Origin of the sequence: Nocardiopsis sp. CA-288880, assembly GCF_050955985.1 — a bacterium.
In the GTDB taxonomy this organism is placed as follows: Bacteria; Actinomycetota; Actinomycetes; order Streptosporangiales; family Streptosporangiaceae; genus Nocardiopsis; species Nocardiopsis tropica.
Map to the genome: position 1 here is coordinate 1,089,926 of NZ_CP192105.1, position 14,608 is coordinate 1,104,533.

General features: G+C 73.7%; 15 protein-coding genes, 2 tRNA genes and 1 pseudogene. 8 read left to right on the top strand and 10 right to left on the bottom strand.

Annotated features, from left to right (window positions below):
• The first annotated feature begins 111 nt into the window (after window positions 1-111).
• Window positions 112-188 (top strand) — tRNA-Met (locus ACQPYD_RS04875).
• Window positions 189-428: 240 nt separating this feature from the next.
• A tRNA-Met gene (locus ACQPYD_RS04880) sits at window positions 429-502 on the top strand.
• 104 nt (window positions 503-606) lie between these two features.
• Here ACQPYD_RS04880 and ACQPYD_RS04885 read toward each other — a convergent pair.
• The 5 genes from ACQPYD_RS04885 to hisN form a co-directional block, all read right to left on the bottom strand.
• Window positions 607-1,326, bottom strand: a complete 720-nt coding sequence (locus ACQPYD_RS04885; protein ID WP_433699950.1) for an ABC transporter ATP-binding protein — start codon at window positions 1,324-1,326, stop codon at window positions 607-609.
• Window positions 1,327-2,340: an HlyD family efflux transporter periplasmic adaptor subunit gene (locus ACQPYD_RS04890; RefSeq protein WP_433699951.1), complete on the bottom strand. Its 1,014-nt coding sequence runs from the start codon at window positions 2,338-2,340 to the stop codon at window positions 1,327-1,329. It lies immediately after the preceding gene.
• Between the two features lie 9 nt (window positions 2,341-2,349).
• Entirely contained in the window at window positions 2,350-3,612 is a 1,263-nt protein-coding gene (locus ACQPYD_RS04895; protein ID WP_433699952.1) for an ABC transporter permease, read from the bottom strand.
• A 192-nt stretch (window positions 3,613-3,804) separates the two neighbouring features.
• Window positions 3,805-4,308 carry a hypothetical protein gene (locus tag ACQPYD_RS04900; RefSeq protein WP_433701960.1) on the bottom strand — a complete coding sequence of 168 codons (504 nt, stop codon included), beginning with the start codon at window positions 4,306-4,308 and terminating at the stop codon, window positions 3,805-3,807.
• Between the two features lie 83 nt (window positions 4,309-4,391).
• A complete protein-coding gene (gene hisN / locus ACQPYD_RS04905; protein WP_433699953.1) occupies window positions 4,392-5,198 on the bottom strand; it encodes a histidinol-phosphatase in 807 nt (268 codons plus the stop codon).
• A 161-nt stretch (window positions 5,199-5,359) separates the two neighbouring features.
• Here hisN and ACQPYD_RS04910 point away from each other — a divergent pair, with 161 nt between their 5' ends.
• Together ACQPYD_RS04910 and ACQPYD_RS04915 are read left to right on the top strand one after the other, a co-directional pair.
• Entirely contained in the window at window positions 5,360-5,944 is a 585-nt protein-coding gene (locus ACQPYD_RS04910; protein ID WP_433699954.1) for a TetR family transcriptional regulator, read from the top strand.
• A 14-nt stretch (window positions 5,945-5,958) separates the two neighbouring features.
• Complete coding sequence (locus ACQPYD_RS04915) at window positions 5,959-6,249, top strand: DUF2087 domain-containing protein (protein WP_330160701.1); 291 nt, start codon at window positions 5,959-5,961, stop codon at window positions 6,247-6,249.
• A 46-nt stretch (window positions 6,250-6,295) separates the two neighbouring features.
• Here the strand turns inward: ACQPYD_RS04915 and ACQPYD_RS04920 are convergent.
• Window positions 6,296-6,583 (bottom strand): annotated as a pseudogene (locus tag ACQPYD_RS04920) (NAD(P)-binding domain-containing protein); the annotation flags it as partial.
• A gap of 166 nt (window positions 6,584-6,749) precedes the next feature.
• On the opposite strand from ACQPYD_RS04920, the gene ACQPYD_RS04925 reads away from it, so the two are divergent.
• On the top strand, window positions 6,750-7,130 hold the full coding sequence (locus ACQPYD_RS04925) for a winged helix-turn-helix transcriptional regulator (RefSeq protein WP_433699955.1): 381 nt from the start codon (window positions 6,750-6,752) through the stop codon (window positions 7,128-7,130).
• A gap of 53 nt (window positions 7,131-7,183) precedes the next feature.
• Here ACQPYD_RS04925 and rsgA read toward each other — a convergent pair whose 3' ends face one another.
• Complete coding sequence (gene rsgA / locus ACQPYD_RS04930; protein WP_433699956.1) at window positions 7,184-8,191, bottom strand: ribosome small subunit-dependent GTPase A; 1,008 nt, start codon at window positions 8,189-8,191, stop codon at window positions 7,184-7,186.
• A complete protein-coding gene (gene aroA / locus ACQPYD_RS04935) occupies window positions 8,188-9,516 on the bottom strand; it encodes a 3-phosphoshikimate 1-carboxyvinyltransferase (RefSeq protein ID WP_433699957.1) in 1,329 nt (442 codons plus the stop codon). Before aroA ends, rsgA begins: the two co-directional genes overlap by 4 nt.
• 161 nt (window positions 9,517-9,677) lie before the next feature.
• On the opposite strand from aroA, the gene ACQPYD_RS04940 reads away from it, so the two are divergent.
• Window positions 9,678-10,850 (top strand): cysteine desulfurase family protein, encoded by a 1,173-nt coding sequence (locus ACQPYD_RS04940; RefSeq protein ID WP_433699958.1) that lies wholly within the window; start codon window positions 9,678-9,680, stop codon window positions 10,848-10,850.
• Between the two features lie 128 nt (window positions 10,851-10,978).
• Here ACQPYD_RS04940 and ACQPYD_RS04945 read toward each other — a convergent pair whose 3' ends face one another.
• The gene (locus ACQPYD_RS04945; RefSeq protein WP_433699959.1) at window positions 10,979-11,668 is read right to left on the bottom strand and encodes a peptidylprolyl isomerase; all 690 of its coding nucleotides are present in this window, start codon (window positions 11,666-11,668) and stop codon (window positions 10,979-10,981) included.
• Window positions 11,669-11,799: 131 nt separating this feature from the next.
• Window positions 11,800-12,228 (bottom strand): PLD nuclease N-terminal domain-containing protein, encoded by a 429-nt coding sequence (locus ACQPYD_RS04950; RefSeq protein WP_433699960.1) that lies wholly within the window; start codon window positions 12,226-12,228, stop codon window positions 11,800-11,802.
• Window positions 12,229-12,420: 192 nt separating this feature from the next.
• Here ACQPYD_RS04950 and ACQPYD_RS04955 point away from each other — a divergent pair, with 192 nt between their 5' ends.
• Both ACQPYD_RS04955 and ACQPYD_RS04960 read left to right on the top strand, forming a co-directional pair.
• Window positions 12,421-13,239 carry a helix-turn-helix domain-containing protein gene (locus ACQPYD_RS04955; protein WP_433699961.1) on the top strand — a complete coding sequence of 273 codons (819 nt, stop codon included), beginning with the start codon at window positions 12,421-12,423 and terminating at the stop codon, window positions 13,237-13,239.
• A gap of 56 nt (window positions 13,240-13,295) precedes the next feature.
• Entirely contained in the window at window positions 13,296-14,510 is a 1,215-nt protein-coding gene (locus ACQPYD_RS04960; RefSeq protein WP_433699962.1) for an amidohydrolase, read from the top strand.
• Window positions 14,511-14,608: the final 98 nt, after the last annotated feature.

Here is a 14,608-nt window from a genome sequence, read left to right on the forward strand (position 1 = left end):
CGCCCCGCCCTCGTGCGGGGGCCCGCGGGACGCGGAGGACGCCGGCCGCCCGCGTCCCGGAACGCTGATTTGGGTTATCGGCCGGGGCACGCTAGTCTGTGAACACAACGACGCGGGGTGGAGCAGTTCGGTAGCTCGCTGGGCTCATAACCCAGAGGTCGCAGGTTCAAATCCTGTCCCCGCTACCAAGACCCGGACCCGGGAGAAATCCCGGGTCCGGTGCTTTTCTCGGAATTACCGTTTCGGTTGATTTCGGGGAACACGCTCGAAAGGGCGCGCTTGAGTGGCTCGACCGGGAAGAGAAGCCTGGTAGAGTGGTCACAGGCCGGACGGGAAACCGGAAGGCCACAGGGTGGGATCTCACCGGTAGTCCTCACGGAAAACCGATTTGCCACCCGGGGTCACAAGCCCTAAAATAGAGATCACGACGCGGGGTGGAGCAGTTCGGTAGCTCGCTGGGCTCATAACCCAGAGGTCGCAGGTTCAAATCCTGTCCCCGCTACCGAGGAAAACACCGGGTGGAATTCCACCCGGTGTTTTCTCGTATGTCGGCCGTCACCGTGTGCGGTGGAGCCCGGGCGGGATTGCGCCCGGGCTCCCGCGCGGTCAGCGGGTGCGGCCCTCCACCAGCTCGACGACGCGGTCCGCCCGAGCGGCCACCTTGGGGTCGTGGGTCACCACGACCACGGCCGAGTCCCGGATCCTCGCCTGCTCCAGCAGCTGGTCCATGATCATGGTGCTGCTGGCGGCGTCCAGGGCGCCCGTGGGCTCGTCGGCGAGGACCAGCCCGGGGTCGCGGCTCAGCGCGCGCGCCAGGGCCACACGCTGCTGCTCACCGCCGGACAGCTGGTGCGGCTCGGAGTTCAGCCGGTGCCCCAGGCCCACGGACTCCAGGAGCTCGCGTGCACGGGCGCGGCGGCGCAGCAGGGGGACCCCGGCGATCACCAGGGGGACCGCCACGTTCGCCAGGGCGGTGCGCCGCTCCAGCAGGTGGAACTGCTGGAAGACGAAGCCGATGCCCTCGCCCCGGAGCCAGGACCTGCGGCCCTCGCCGAGCGCGGTGGTGTCCACGCCGTCGAACGTGTAGGAGCCGCCGCTGGGCTTGTCGAGGAGGCCCAGGATGTTCAGCAGGGTGGACTTGCCCGAGCCGGACTGCCCGACGATCGCGACGACCTCCCCCCGCCGCACCCGGAACGTGCAGTCGTGCAGGACGTCGATGCGGTCCCCCGACACGGTGAAGTGCCGGGTCACCCCCTCCACGCTCAGCAGGGGGGCGGGGTCGGGCGGGGCCGATCCGGCCTCCGGGGCCGGTACGTGGACCGACATCTAGCCCTCCTCGCCCATCAGGTCCTCCTCGGCGTCCCCGGCGCCGGGGACGTCGAACCGGGGGTCGAGGGGCACGGGGTCCATGATCATGTCCCCGACGGCCAGCCCCTCGGTGACCTCGACCAGGGAGCCGTCGGACATGCCGAGCCGGACCTCGCGGACCTCCTCGGAGCCGTCGCCGGCGACCACCACGACTTCGCCCTCCTCCGAGGTGCCGCGCACGGAGGTCACGGGCACGACCAGCACGTTCTCCGCCTCGCCGGTGGTGACGGACAGCTGGCCCTGCACCCCGTCGAACACCTGGAGGTCGGAGGGGACGCGGCAGGTGAGCCGGCTGCCGCCGCCACCGCCGGCCCCCTCCTCGCCGGTCTCGCCGCCGGCGTCCTCGCCGCCTCCACCGCCGCCGTCCGCGCCGAGGGACAGGAACTCGCAGACGTCGGCCGGCGGGCCCTTGTCGATCTTGAGCATGATGTCCTCGGGGTCCTCGTAGAACCTGTAGAGGTCGTTGGCCGGGATCGACGCGACCGCGCGGAACCGGTCGGGGGCGACCTCGGCGACCGCGGCCCCGGGCTCCAGCACGTCGCCGACGAGGACGTCGTCCAGCCCGGACACCGTGCCGCCGGTCGGGGCGTACAGGGTGGTCTCCGTGGTCGCCGGGGCGTCGGCGGCCCCCTCGGCGTCCTCGGGCGCCGCCTCGGCCTGCACCCTCACGTTGACGATCGGCGCTCCCTCCTCGACCTCGGCGCCGTCCGCCACCCACAGGTGGGTGACGGTCCCGCCGCCGCGCGCCTTCACCGCCTCACCCGGCTCGGCCTCGACGACGGCGTCCAGCACCATCACGGAGCTGATCTCGCCCATCACGACCTCGACCGGCGCCCCGCCGACGTCCATGGCGCTCGGGTCCATGAGCATCTCGTCGGAGGGGTCTCCCAGTCGGCCCAGCAGGAAATAGCCGGTGCCGGCCAGCCCTCCGAGGACGACCAGCACCGCACCGATGACGATCCACTTCTTCACGTGTGTCTCCTATTCCCGGAGTCCGGCGACGACGGACGCGCCGAGCGCCCGCATCGCGGGGATGATCCCGGCCAGCAGCCCGACCAGCGCGGCGCTGCCCAGTCCGACGAGTACCCCGGCCGGGGGGATGTTCAGCGGAATGTCGTCCGGCAGCTGGACGAAGGAGCCCAGGACCGCCCCGCCGGCCGCCAGCACCGCCCAGCACCCGGCGATGGCGATGATCCCGGCGACCAGCGACACGACGACCGACTCCATGACCACGGCCACGAACAGGGTGAACCGGCTCGCGCCCAGGGCCCGGTAGGTGGCCAGCTCGCGGCGGCGCTCGCGCACGGTGACCAGGCCGACGTTGAGCACGCCGAGCAGGCCGGTGGTGAGGGTGACGGCGGCGATGCCCATGAGGGCCAGGGACAGGTAGGCGATGGCCTCGTTCGTCATCTCCGCGTAGTCCGAGCGGTAGGACGAGAGGGACTCGCGGTTCTCGACGCCCCAGCGCCACGACGCCGACCCGAGCCGCTCGGTGAAGATCTCCCCCCAGGGGTCGTCCGCGGCGGGGTCCTCCGGGTCGATGCGCACCTGGTACGTGGTGGGGACGCCCATCGCGTACATCGCCTCGGCCTCGGACTCCTCCTCCTCGTCGGAGGAGCCGGAACCGAAGATCAGCTCCTCGGACGCGGGGGAGCGCAGGATGTACGCGCTGTACCAGCCGGAGTCGAGTGCGGAGCTCTCCAGGACGCCGATGACGCGCACGTCCATCCAGTGGTCGGTGCCGACCTGGACCCGGGCGAGGTCGCCGATCGCGGCGGCCAGCTCCTCGTTGACGATCATCACGGGGGCGAGGGAGCCGGTGTCGGCGTCGGAGAACCAGCGGCCCTCCAGCATGTTCATCCGCCGGATGTCGCCCAGGGACGGGTCGACCCCGGTGAAGCTCGCCTCGGTGACCACCGTGTCGCCCGAGCGGATCGAGGGAGGTTCCATGGGCGACTGGTAGAGCGAGACGTCCCGGCCGCCCGCGCGGACGAGGTCCTCCTCGAAGGCCGCGCGGTCGGTGATGGTCTCCTCGAACACGCTGACCTCGAGGGTCGCCGGCCGGCCGGCGTTGGCCTCGCTGTAGGCGGTGGCGAACCGCTGGCCGAAGTCGCTGGCGCTGACCACGAGGACCAGCGCGCCCACGCCGACGACGATGCCCGTGCAGGAGAGGATGGTTCTGGCCACGTTGGCCCGCGAACCGGCGAAGGCCAGCACGATCCCGGCTATGAGGGAACGCAGCATTCGGCCCCTTCCGTGGTGTCTGTGGGCCGGCGCCGCGACGGCGGCGCCGGGATGCCCGCGTTCAGCGGGGTTTCATCAGAGCCATCGCAGGGAAGGGCGGGTTCGGTTCACCCCGAACGGCGGCAATTTCGGATTGTCGCGGTTTTTCGTGCGGTATGACCGGAACCGCGGTCTCAGGACACGGCCCCGGGGTCAGTCCACCTCGAAGCCGTCGCAGGTGAGCGGTGTCCCCGACTCCGTGTCGGACCAGACCACGGTGTGGACGCCGCTCTCGGCCCTCGCGCCGAAGTCGTCGGGGTAGCGGAGGCGGCTCCACTCCCCGGGTTCGGCGTCCGCCCCGGCCGTGGCGGCCTCGCCGCCCGGCCCGATCACGGAGGCGGTCAGGGAGGAGGCCCCCGCGTCCGCGGGCACCAGGACGCCCAGCTCGACCGCCTCTCCGCGGTCGGCCGGGGAGCGGGGCGCCTCGGTCCGCCAGGAGCCCGCGTCCGGGGCGTCCACCGCGGGGGCGCACATGTACGTCGTCGGGTCGAAGGACGTGTCGGGCACGCCCAGGCCGGCCACGCCGTCCCGGGCCGAGGTGCGCACGGCGTCGGCGATCATCTCGTTGAGCTCCTCGGGGCTGTACCCGTGGCCGCCGCCGCAGGCGGTGACCAGCAGGACGGCGGCCCCGCACAGGGCCGTCCCGAGGGTTTTCATGGTCAGCACACGACGCACGTTACTACGGAACGTGTTCGAGTGAGCGCATTATGTGATTGTGGTGGGCGGTGCGGGGAGGGGGCTCAGCTCCGGCGCAGCGGTGTGGGGCCGCCGTTCAGCCAGGTCAGCACCTGGTCGTGGATCGCACCGTTGGTGCACACCAGGGGCCCGCCGTCCTCGAAGCCCTCGCCCCGCAGGTCGGTGGCCCGGCCGCCCGCCTCCTCCAGGATGATCGGCAGCGGGGCCGCGTCCCACAGGGAGAGCTCCGGCTCGGCGGAGATGTCCACGACGCCCTCGGCGACCATCACGTGCGACCAGAAGTCGCCGTAGGCGCGGGTGCGCCACACCGAGCGGGTCAGCCCGAGGAACGATTCGAGGCGGCCCTGCTCCTCCCAGCCGGTCAGCGACGAGAAGCTCAGGGAGGCGTCCGCCAGGTCCGGCACCTTCGACACGTGGCAGCGCGTCGCCTTGGACAGGCTGCGGCCCTGCCACGTCCCGGCTCCCTTGGACGCCCACCAGCGGCGGTGCAGCGCGGGCGCGGACACCACGCCCACCACCGGCCGGTCGCCCTCCAGGAGGGCGATCATGGTCGCCCACACGGGCACCCCGCGCACGTAGTTCTTGGTGCCGTCGATGGGGTCGATGACCCACACCCGGTTGCTGTTGCCCGTGCGGCCGTACTCCTCACCGACCACGGCGTCCCGGGGCCGGGCGCGCGAGAGGACGCCGCGGAGGGTCTCCTCCACCATCCGGTCGGCCTCGGTGACCGGGGTGAGGTCGGGTTTGGTGTCGACGACGAGGTCGAGCGCTCGGAAGCGCTTGAGCGCGAGGTCGTCGGCAGCATCGGCGAGCACGTGGGCCAGCCGCAGATCATCGTCAAAGGACGCCATGGCCGGTAACGCTACCCTCCCCGGCACGAACATGGCCAAAGCGGCACACGCGCGTGATCAGAGTGTTAGCGGAGCCCCGCGGGGGCGAAACCCGGCGCTCCGGCCGCCGCCGTGCCCTCCGGGGGACGGGCGCGCACCGCCGCGGGTGGGAGGATGGGGGGATGGACACGGTGAGCGGACGGGCGCGGGCCGAGGGCGTCCCGGCGCGGGAGCGGCTGATGGACGCCGCCTGCGCCGAAGTCGTCTCCGGCGGCTGGGCCGAGCGCCGCATGGCGGACATCGCCACGGCGGCCGGGGTGTCCCGGCAGACCCTGTACAACGTGTTCGGCAGCAAGGAGGGCCTGCTCCAGGCCATCGTGGTACGCGAGGTCAACGCACTGCTGGACCGCGTGGTGCTCCTGCTGGACGCCGAGGACGGGGACCCCGCCCACGTGGTCAGCCGGGCCACCCGGCTGGTGCTGGGGGCGGCCCGGGACAGTCCCCTGCTGCACGCCGTCGTGACCGGGGACCGCGACCTCCTGCCGGTGCTCACCACCCGCTCGGCCCCGCTGCTGGACGTCCTGGGGGAGCGGATCGCCGCCATGCTGAACGGGCGGCGCCCGGACCTGGACCCGTCCGTGGCCGACGCGGTCGCCGACGTCAACGTGCGGCTCACCGTCTCCTACGCCCTCCAGCCGATCGACCCCGACGAGGCGGCGCGCCGGGTCGAGACGGTGGTGCACGGAATGCTGCAGGTCGGCCGCTGAGAGGAGCCCGTGGCGTGCTGGACGGACCCCTGCCGGAGCACGAGCGCCTGGAGGTGCTGCGCTCCTGCATGAAGGACGGGCGGATCACCGCGATCCCCGTCCGCCGCTCCGCCCGGCTGGTCCTGCTCGACCGGGTCGCGCGCGCCTTCGAGCCGGGGGTCCGCTACAGCGGGGACGAGGTCAACACGGTCCTGCGCGGCTTCAGCGCCGACGTGTCCGCGCTCCGGAGGGGGCTGGTCGACGAGGGGTTCATGGAGTGCGACCGCACCCGTTACTGGCGGTGCGGCGGCACGGTCGAGCTGTGACGCCCCGGGTCCGCTTCCCCGAGCCCTCCGCGGACGGCACCGCCCCCCCGCGTTCCCGGGCCCACTCCGCGCGGGCGCGGGCCTCGGCGGGGGTCCCCGTCGTGACGTCCACCAGGTCCCTGCCGGAGAGGTCGGCGCCCTCCAGCGCCTCGCCCACGGAGGCGTCGTCGAGCAGGCAGGTCACCACGAGGCGGGCGGAGGCGACAGCCTCGGCGGCGGTCGCGGCGACGTCGGCGCCCTCGGCGGCGAGCGGCTCGGCGCGGGAGGGGGTGCGGTTCCACACGGTCAGCGGGTACCCGGCGGCGAGCCAGGTCCGGGCGAGGGCGGAGCCCATGGAACCCAGGCCGAGCAGGGCGATACGGGGCTTGGCGGCCGGGTCTGCGCCCGGTGAGGTCTTCGTCATGTCGACCAGGCCCGTCCACGGCGCGGGGGCCGACAAGTACGCACTGTGAAGTGCGTGCTCACCCGAGGGTGAGCGTGCAGGCGGAAGGGGTGCGGGGATGGTCGTCAGACGAGGGGCGGACGCCTACCACTGCGGTATCGACGCGGCGATGGACGTGATCGGCGGCAAGTGGAAGGTGCTCGTCCTCTGGGCCCTGGACGAGCGGCCCCACCGCTTCGGTGAGCTGCGCCGCGCGCTCGACGGCGTCACCGAGAAGGTCCTCGCCTCCCACCTGAGGGAGCTGGAGGGCGACGGCATCGTGCACCGCAAGGACTTCGGCGAGGTGCCGCCCCGGGTCGAGTACTCCCTGACCCCGCTCGGCCGCTCCCTGAACGACGCGCTCGCCCCGTTGGGCGACCGGGGGCGCGCCAACATCGGAGGGGTCCCGCCCGAACCCGGGGAGGCGGTCCGGGACCTCGGGCAGCCGGTCGGCGGCTGACGCGGCGCCGGAGGGGCCCCGGAACGGCACGGGGGCCGCCGCGAGGGGCCGGCTCAGGCCTCCGGCTCGTCCGTGTCCCCCTCGCGGCTCGCGAGCAGGCGGCGCAGGGACGCCACACGGGCGGGGTCGAGCTCGCCGCGCTCCAGCGCCGTGCCGACCGCGCAGTCGACGGCGTCGGGCTGGTGCGCGCATCCGGGCGGGCAGCCCTCGGCCGCCTCGGCCAGGTCCGCGAAGCCCGCCACGATGTCCTCCGGGGAGATGTGCGCCAGGCCGAAGCTGCGCACGCCGGGGGTGTCGATCAGCCAGCCGCCCTCGAAGGGCAGGGCCGCGGCCGACGTGGACGTGTGGCGGCCCCGCCCCGTCACCGCGTTGACGTGGCCCACCGCCCGGTCGGTGCCCGGAACCAGCCGGTTGACCAGGGTGGACTTGCCCACACCGGAGGAGCCCACCAGGACCGTGGTCCGGCCGGAGAGGCGCTCACGCAGTCCCTCCAGGCCGCCCTCGGGGCTGAGGACCTCGAAGGGCACCCCCAGGGGCTCGTACACGCGCACGAGCTCGTCCGGTGCGGCGAGGTCGGCCTTGGTCAGGCAGAGCAGGGGGGAGAGCCCGGCGTCGTACGCGGCCACCAGGCAGCGGTCCACGAAGCGCGGCTGCGGGGCCGGGTCGGCGAGGGCGCAGACGATGGCCAACTGGTCCGCGTTGGCGACGATCACCCGCTCCACCGGGTCGGTGTCGTCGGCGGTGCGGCGCAGCACCGACCCGCGGTCGCGGACCCGCACCACCCGGGCCAGCGTGTCCGCCCGGCCGGACAGGTCGCCGACCACGTCCACGCGGTCGCCGACGACGATGGAGCCCCGGCCCAGCTCGCGGGCCTTCATGGCGACCACCGGTACGCCGTCGACCAGGCACCGGTACCGGCCCCGGTCGACGGCGGTGACCATGCCCTCCACGGCGCCCTCGTGCTTGGGCCGGTTGCGGGTACGGGGCTTGGAGCCGCCCCGGGCGCGCACGCGGATGTCGTCCTCGTCCAGGTGGCGTCCCCCGCCCCGCGTGCGGCTCATGCCAGGGCCTCCGCCCACAGGCCCGGGAAGTCGGGCAGCGTCTTGCGCGTGGTGGCGATGTTCTCCACCTCCACCCCGGGCACCGCGAGCCCGATCACCGCGCCGGACGTGGCCATCCGGTGGTCGTCGTAGGAGTGGAACACCCCGCCGTGCAGGGGGCGCGGCCGGATGACCAGGCCGTCGGGGAGTTCCTCGACGTCGCCGCCCAGCCGGTTGACCTCGGCGGCCAGGGCGGCGATCCGGTCGGTCTCGTGTCGGCGCAGGTGCGCGATGCCGGTCAGCCGGGAGGGCGTGGAGGCCAGCGCGGCCACCGCCGCGACGGTGGGGGTGAGCTCGCCGACGTCGCGCAGGTCGGCCTCGATGCCGCGGACCTCCCCGGTGCCGCGCAGGGTCAGGCCGGCCTCCGACCAGGTCACCTCCCCGCCCATCCGCGTGAACAGCGAACGGAGCTCGTCACCGGGCTGGGTCGTGTGCCCGGGCCATCCCTCGACCGTCACCTCGCCCCCGCTGACCAGCGCGGCCGCCAGGAACGGCGCGGCGTTGGACAGGTCCGGTTCCACCGTGATGTCGGACACCTCGACGGGGCCCGGCTCGACCCTCCAGGAGTTCTCCTCCACCGACACGGACACCCCGGCGGCGCGCAGCATCTCCACCGTCATGTCCAGGTGCGGCCGGGACGGCACCGGAGGTCCCGAGTGGCGTACGTGCACGCCCTCGGCGAAGCGTGCCCCGCTCAACAGCAGGGCCGACACGAACTGGGACGAACCCGACGCGTCCAGGATCACCTCGCCACCGCGCACACCGCCTGTGCCGCGGATGGTCATGGGCAGCGCCCCCCGGCCGCCGTCGTCGATGTCGGCGCCCAGCGCCCGCAGGGCGCCGAGGAGCTCGCCCACGGGCCGCTCGCGGGCGCGCGGGTCCCCGTCGAAGCGCACCTCGCCCGCGGCCAGGGCCGCCAGCGGGGGCACGAACCGCATCACCGTGCCCGCGTTGCCGACGTCGACCGAGGCCGGTCCGCGCAGCGCGGCGGGCGTGACCTCCAGGTCGCCGCCCACCTGCGAGACCCCCACGCCCAGCGCCCGCAGGGCGCCCACCATCAGCTCGCTGTCCCGGCTCGCCAGGGGACGGCGCACCACCGACGGCGTCTCGGACAGCGCCGCCAGGATCAGGGCGCGGTTGGTGACCGACTTGGAGCCGGGCAGGGCCAGCCGGGCGCGCACCGGCCGCTCGGCCACGGGCGCGGGCCAGTGGGGGCCGCCGTCGCCGGCGGCGGTCCGGGAGGTCGTGTCGGTCTGGGCGGGCTGCGAGGACATGGAGTCGGGCATGACCCAAGGTTATCGGGACCGGAAAAGGGCGGGGAGCTGTGGCCGCGGGGCTGTGGACGGCCCGGGGAAGGCGGCACGCCCCCTCCGCGGCACGGCGGGGGCCGGGCAGCCGCCCCGCGGGGCCGTGGGCGGCCCGGGACGGACGTATCCTTGGTGACGCCATGGTGTATCTGGATCACGCTGCCACGACCGAGGTCCGTCCCGAGGTGGTCGCCGACATCGCGGCCGAGCTCGGCTCCCTCGGCAACCCCTCGTCCCTGCACGGCCACGGCCGTGCCGCCCGCCGCACCGTCGAGGAGTCCCGCGAGCGGATCGCCCGGGCGCTCGGCTCCACCCCGCACGAGGTGGTCTTCACCGGAGGCGGGACCGAGTCCGACAACATCGCCGTCAAGGGCCTCTACTGGGCGCGCAACGCCGAGGACCCCGCCCGGCGGCGCATCCTCACCAGCGCCGTCGAACACCATGCCGCCCTCGACCCGGCCCACTGGATGGCCGAGCACCAGGGCGCCGTCCACGAGGCGCTGCCCGTGGACGCCCTGGGCGGGCTCGACCCGGAGACCCTCCGCGAGGCCGTCGAGCGGGACCCCGGGTCGGTCGCGCTGGTCTCCGTCATGTGGGCCAACAACGAGGTCGGCACGGTCCAGCCCGTCGAGGAGCTCGCCGCCGTCGCCGCCCGGTACGGCATCCCCTTCCACACCGACGCCGTCCAGGCGGTCGGGGCGGAGCCGGTCGACTTCGCCGCCGCCGGCGTCACCGCCCTCACCGTCAGCGGGCACAAGCTCGGCGGCCCCGTCGGCGCCGGGGCGCTGCTGATCGCCCGCGGCACCGCCCCGACCCCCGTCCTCCACGGCGGCGGCCAGGAGCGCGACATCCGTTCCGGGACCCTCTCGACGCCCCTGATGAGGGGCCTGGCCACGGCCGTCGACCGCGCCGTCGCCGAACGCGAGGAGCACGCCAAGCACCTCGAGTGCCTGCGCGACGAACTGGAGGAGGGCGTCCGCGCCGTGGTCCCGGACGTGGTCGTCAACGGCGACCGCGAGCGCCGGCTGCCCGGCATCTCCCACCTGTCGTTCCCCGGCTGCGAGGGCGACGCCCTGCTGATGCTCCTCGACGCCCGGGGCATCTCCTGCTCCACCGGCTCCGCCTGCTCCGCGGGCGTCGCCCAGCCGAGCCACGTGCTCCTGGCGATGGGGGCGGACCCCGACACCGCCCTGAGCAGCCTGCGGCTGTCCCTGGGGCGCACCTCCACGCGCGAGGACGTGGCGGCCCTGGTGGAGGCGATCGGCCCGGCCGTCGAGCGGGCACGGGCCGCCCGCGCCAAGCGCCGCCGCTGAGGCACGGGCCGGTCCCGGGCCGCGGAGACCGCTCCGCGCCGCCCCCGCGCCCCCGGCGGCCCGGGAGGGAGGGCAGGGGGAGCGGGGGCGGCCGGGAACCGTGCACCCGGCCTCCCGGGCCGGTACGGCTAGCCGGCGCGGTTGACGGTGACGGATTCGATGACCACGTCCTGGGTGGGGCGGTCGCTCGCGTCGGTCTCCGTGACGGAGATCGAGTTCACGATCTCCATGGACTCCTCGTCGGCGACCCGGCCGAAGATGGTGTGCTCGCCGTTCAGGTGGGGGGTCGGCGCGACGGTGATGAAGAACTGGGAGCCGTTCGTGCTGGTGCCCCCTCCCCGGTTGGCCATGGCGAGGACACCGGGCTCGGAGAACTCCCGGCCGGACCCGACCTCGTCCTCGAAGGTGTAGCCGGGACCGCCCTGGCCGGTGCCCTGCGGGTCGCCCCCCTGGAGCATGAAGTCGGCGATGACGCGGTGGAAGACGGTGCCGTCGTAGAACTCGGCCTCGCCCGTCACCGGGTTGGGCACGCCCTCGCCCTCGGCCAGGCCGACGAAGTTGGACACCGTGACCGGGGCGTCCTCGGGGAACAGCTCCAGTTCGATGTCGCCCTCACTGGTGTGCAGGGTGGCGCCCTCGACGTCGGTGACGTCCACCTCGGCGGGGCTGCCGGTCTGTTCCTGCTCCGGCGCCGCGGAGTCCCCGCCGCCGGCCGGCTCCCCCTGGTCGGCCGGGGCCCCGTCGCCGCCGCAGGCTGTGGTGGCGAGCAGCGCGGTGCAGGCGAGTACGGCTGTCGCCGACAGGGTGAAAGGCTTCATCGGTTCACTTCCGGGGTGAGTGTCGCGGTCGGGCGGCACATAGCGTACTCCGCGCCGTGGAGCACCCCTGTCTTGGGGTATCGCACGGTCCGTCATGCTTCGACCACGATGCGGCTCCAGGGGCGTACGGGTCAGGAGGGACGGGGATCACCGTCGCCGTCGCGGCCCTCCCCGCCGTCGCCGTCACCCCGTCCGGCCTCCTCGCCCCCGGCCGCCTCGCGCGCCTCACGGGCGCGCCGCCGCTGGGCGTCGGCCCGCTCACGGCAGCGGCGGAGGAACTCCTCGTCCTCCTCCGGGGTCGCGGCGCGCGCCCGGTGGGGGTGGTCGTACTCCGGGAAGGGCGGGGGCGGTCCGGCGGGCGCGGCCGACGGTGCGCGGCGGGGCCGGCCCAGGGCGAACCAGAGTATTGCCCCGATCTTGGGCAACAGCAGAACGACGACGGTCCAGGCGGGTTTGGGCAGCAGCCGCACCGCGTCGGCTTCGGAGCCGACAACGTCGAACAGGGCGTAGATCCAGACGCCGAGGGCGACGACGAACAGCAGGAGGGCGAGGTGGGACAACGGGGGTTTCCAATCGGGGGATCGCGCGAACGGCGGGCGGCATTGTCAGTCCTTGTGATGACTTATCACGGATCGCCGCACCCGCACGGTCGCTTGACCAGCGCCCCCGACGCGAGAGAGGGTCGGGGAACGAGGTCGGGGCGTCGACCCGAGGGTATGCGAGGCCGGCCCCGCCAGGCGACGGGAGGGGACATGGGTGTGAACAGTGCGTTGCCGTCTGCGATGTGGCTCCCCTTCGGCGCGCGGATCCTGCGGGCCCGCTCCGACCGGGGGCTCTCGCGAGCCGAGCTCGCCGCCACGGTCGGTGTGACCGACGACAAGCTCCGGGAGGTCGAGGACGCCCACTGCAGACCGGCCCGTTCGCTGGTGGAGCGGGTCGACAACGTCCTCGGCACCGACCACCAGCTGGTCGAGGCATGGGCCATCACCCTCCAGGCGGAGGCCTTCCCCAACGAGTTCGGCGACGAGCGCGAGCTGGCCGAGCACGCGACCGACCTGTGGGAGCACCAGCCCATGGCCGTCCCGGTGTTCCTGCGCACGCGCGAGTACTCCCGCGCCGTCCTCGGCCCCGGCCACCCCGCCCTGTCCCCGGACGAGGTGGAGCTGATGGTGGAGGAGGAGATGGCCAACCGGGCCGCGATGACGGGGCCGGACGGCCCCGTGCTGCGGGTCGTGCTCAACGAGTCCGTCCTCCAGCGCCCCCAGGGCGGCGCGGAGGTCCTCAACGCCCAGCGGGACTTCCTCGCCGACCTGATCGGGGCCGGCATCGTCACCGTGGGCGTGATCCCCGAGCAGACCGCCCACCACCCCGGCCTGGGCGGCGCGTTCCGGATGATGGAGTTCGCCGACCGGCCCACGATGGTGTACGCGTTCGCCGCCGAGGGCGGCGACCTGACCGCGGAGTCCGAGCAGGTGGGGCGCTGCGCGATGGTCCGCGAGGCCATCGAGGAGGCCACCGTGGAACTCACGCCCCGCTCGGAGCTGCTGACGGCGCGCTGGCCCGCCGGCTGACGGGCGCGGGCTCCCGCCCTTGGGCCGACGTCCCGTCATGGGCTAGGTTGCCCGCCATGGATATCGCGATCACATCCGGATACGTCGTCCCCGTGGACGGCGACCCCATCGACGGCGGCACCGTCGTCATCTCCGACGGCAGGATCACCGCGGTCGGAGCGGACGCGGACACCCCCGTCCCGGAGGGCGCCACCGTCGTCGACGCCTCCGGCAAGTGGGTGCTCCCCGGTTTCGTCGAGGCCCACGGCCACATCGGCATCGACGAGGAGGGCGTCGGCTGGGCCGGCGACGACACCAACGAGATGACCGACCCCAACGGCGCGCGCATGCGCGCGCTCGACGCCATCAACCCCGCGGACCGGGGCTTCGTCGACGCCCTGTCCGGCGGAGTCACCTCCTCGGTCGTCAAGCCGGGCTCGGGCAACCCCATCGGCGGGCAGACCGTGGCCGTCAAGTGCTGGGGCCGCAGCATGGAGGACCGCCTGATCAAGCAGCCGGCCAGCGTCAAGAGCGCCCTGGGCGAGAACCCGAAGCGGGTGTACGGCAAGAAGGACCAGATCCCCTCCACCCGCCAGGGCGTGGCCGCGGTCATCCGGGACGCCTTCACCAAGGCCCAGGACTACAAGGCCAAGCGCGACCACGCCGCGAGCGAGGGCACCCCGTTCGACCGGGACAACACCCTGGAGGTGCTGACCAGGGTCCTGGACCGCGAGATCCCGTGGTGCCAGCACACGCACCGTGCCGACGACATCCACACGGCGATGCGCCTGGCGGACGAGTTCGGCTACCGGCTGATCATCAACCACTGCACGGAGGGGCACCTCCTCGCCGACGAGATCGCCGCACGGGGCATCCCCGTCATCACCGGCCCCCTGATGACCAGCCGCTCCAAGGTCGAGGTCAAGAACAAGACGCTGGCCAACCCCGGCATCCTGGACCGGGCGGGGGTGAAGGTCGCCCTGACCACCGACCACCCCGTCGTCCCGATCGAGTTCCTCGTCCACCAGGCCACCCTGTGCGTGAAGGAGGGCATGGCGCCCGAGTCCGCGATCCGCGCCCTCACGGTCAACCCGGCCGAGATCATGGGCATCTCCGACCGCGTCGGCTCGCTCAAGCCGGGGCTGGACGGCGACGTGGTCGTCTGGTCCGGCGACCCGCTCGACGTGATGAGCCGGGCCCTGCGGGTGTTCGTTGAGGGGCGCGAGGTCTACACCTACGACGAGGAGAAGCGCTCGGGCTCGGCCCTGGACGCCTTCTACCGGGAGGACTAGGGCGTAGGGGCGCGGTCCCGGGTGCGGCGAGGACCGGCCCCGGCCGGTCCTCGGCCTCAGGCCCCCGAGGCCTTCTCGGGCCGCTGTGTGCGGGAGCC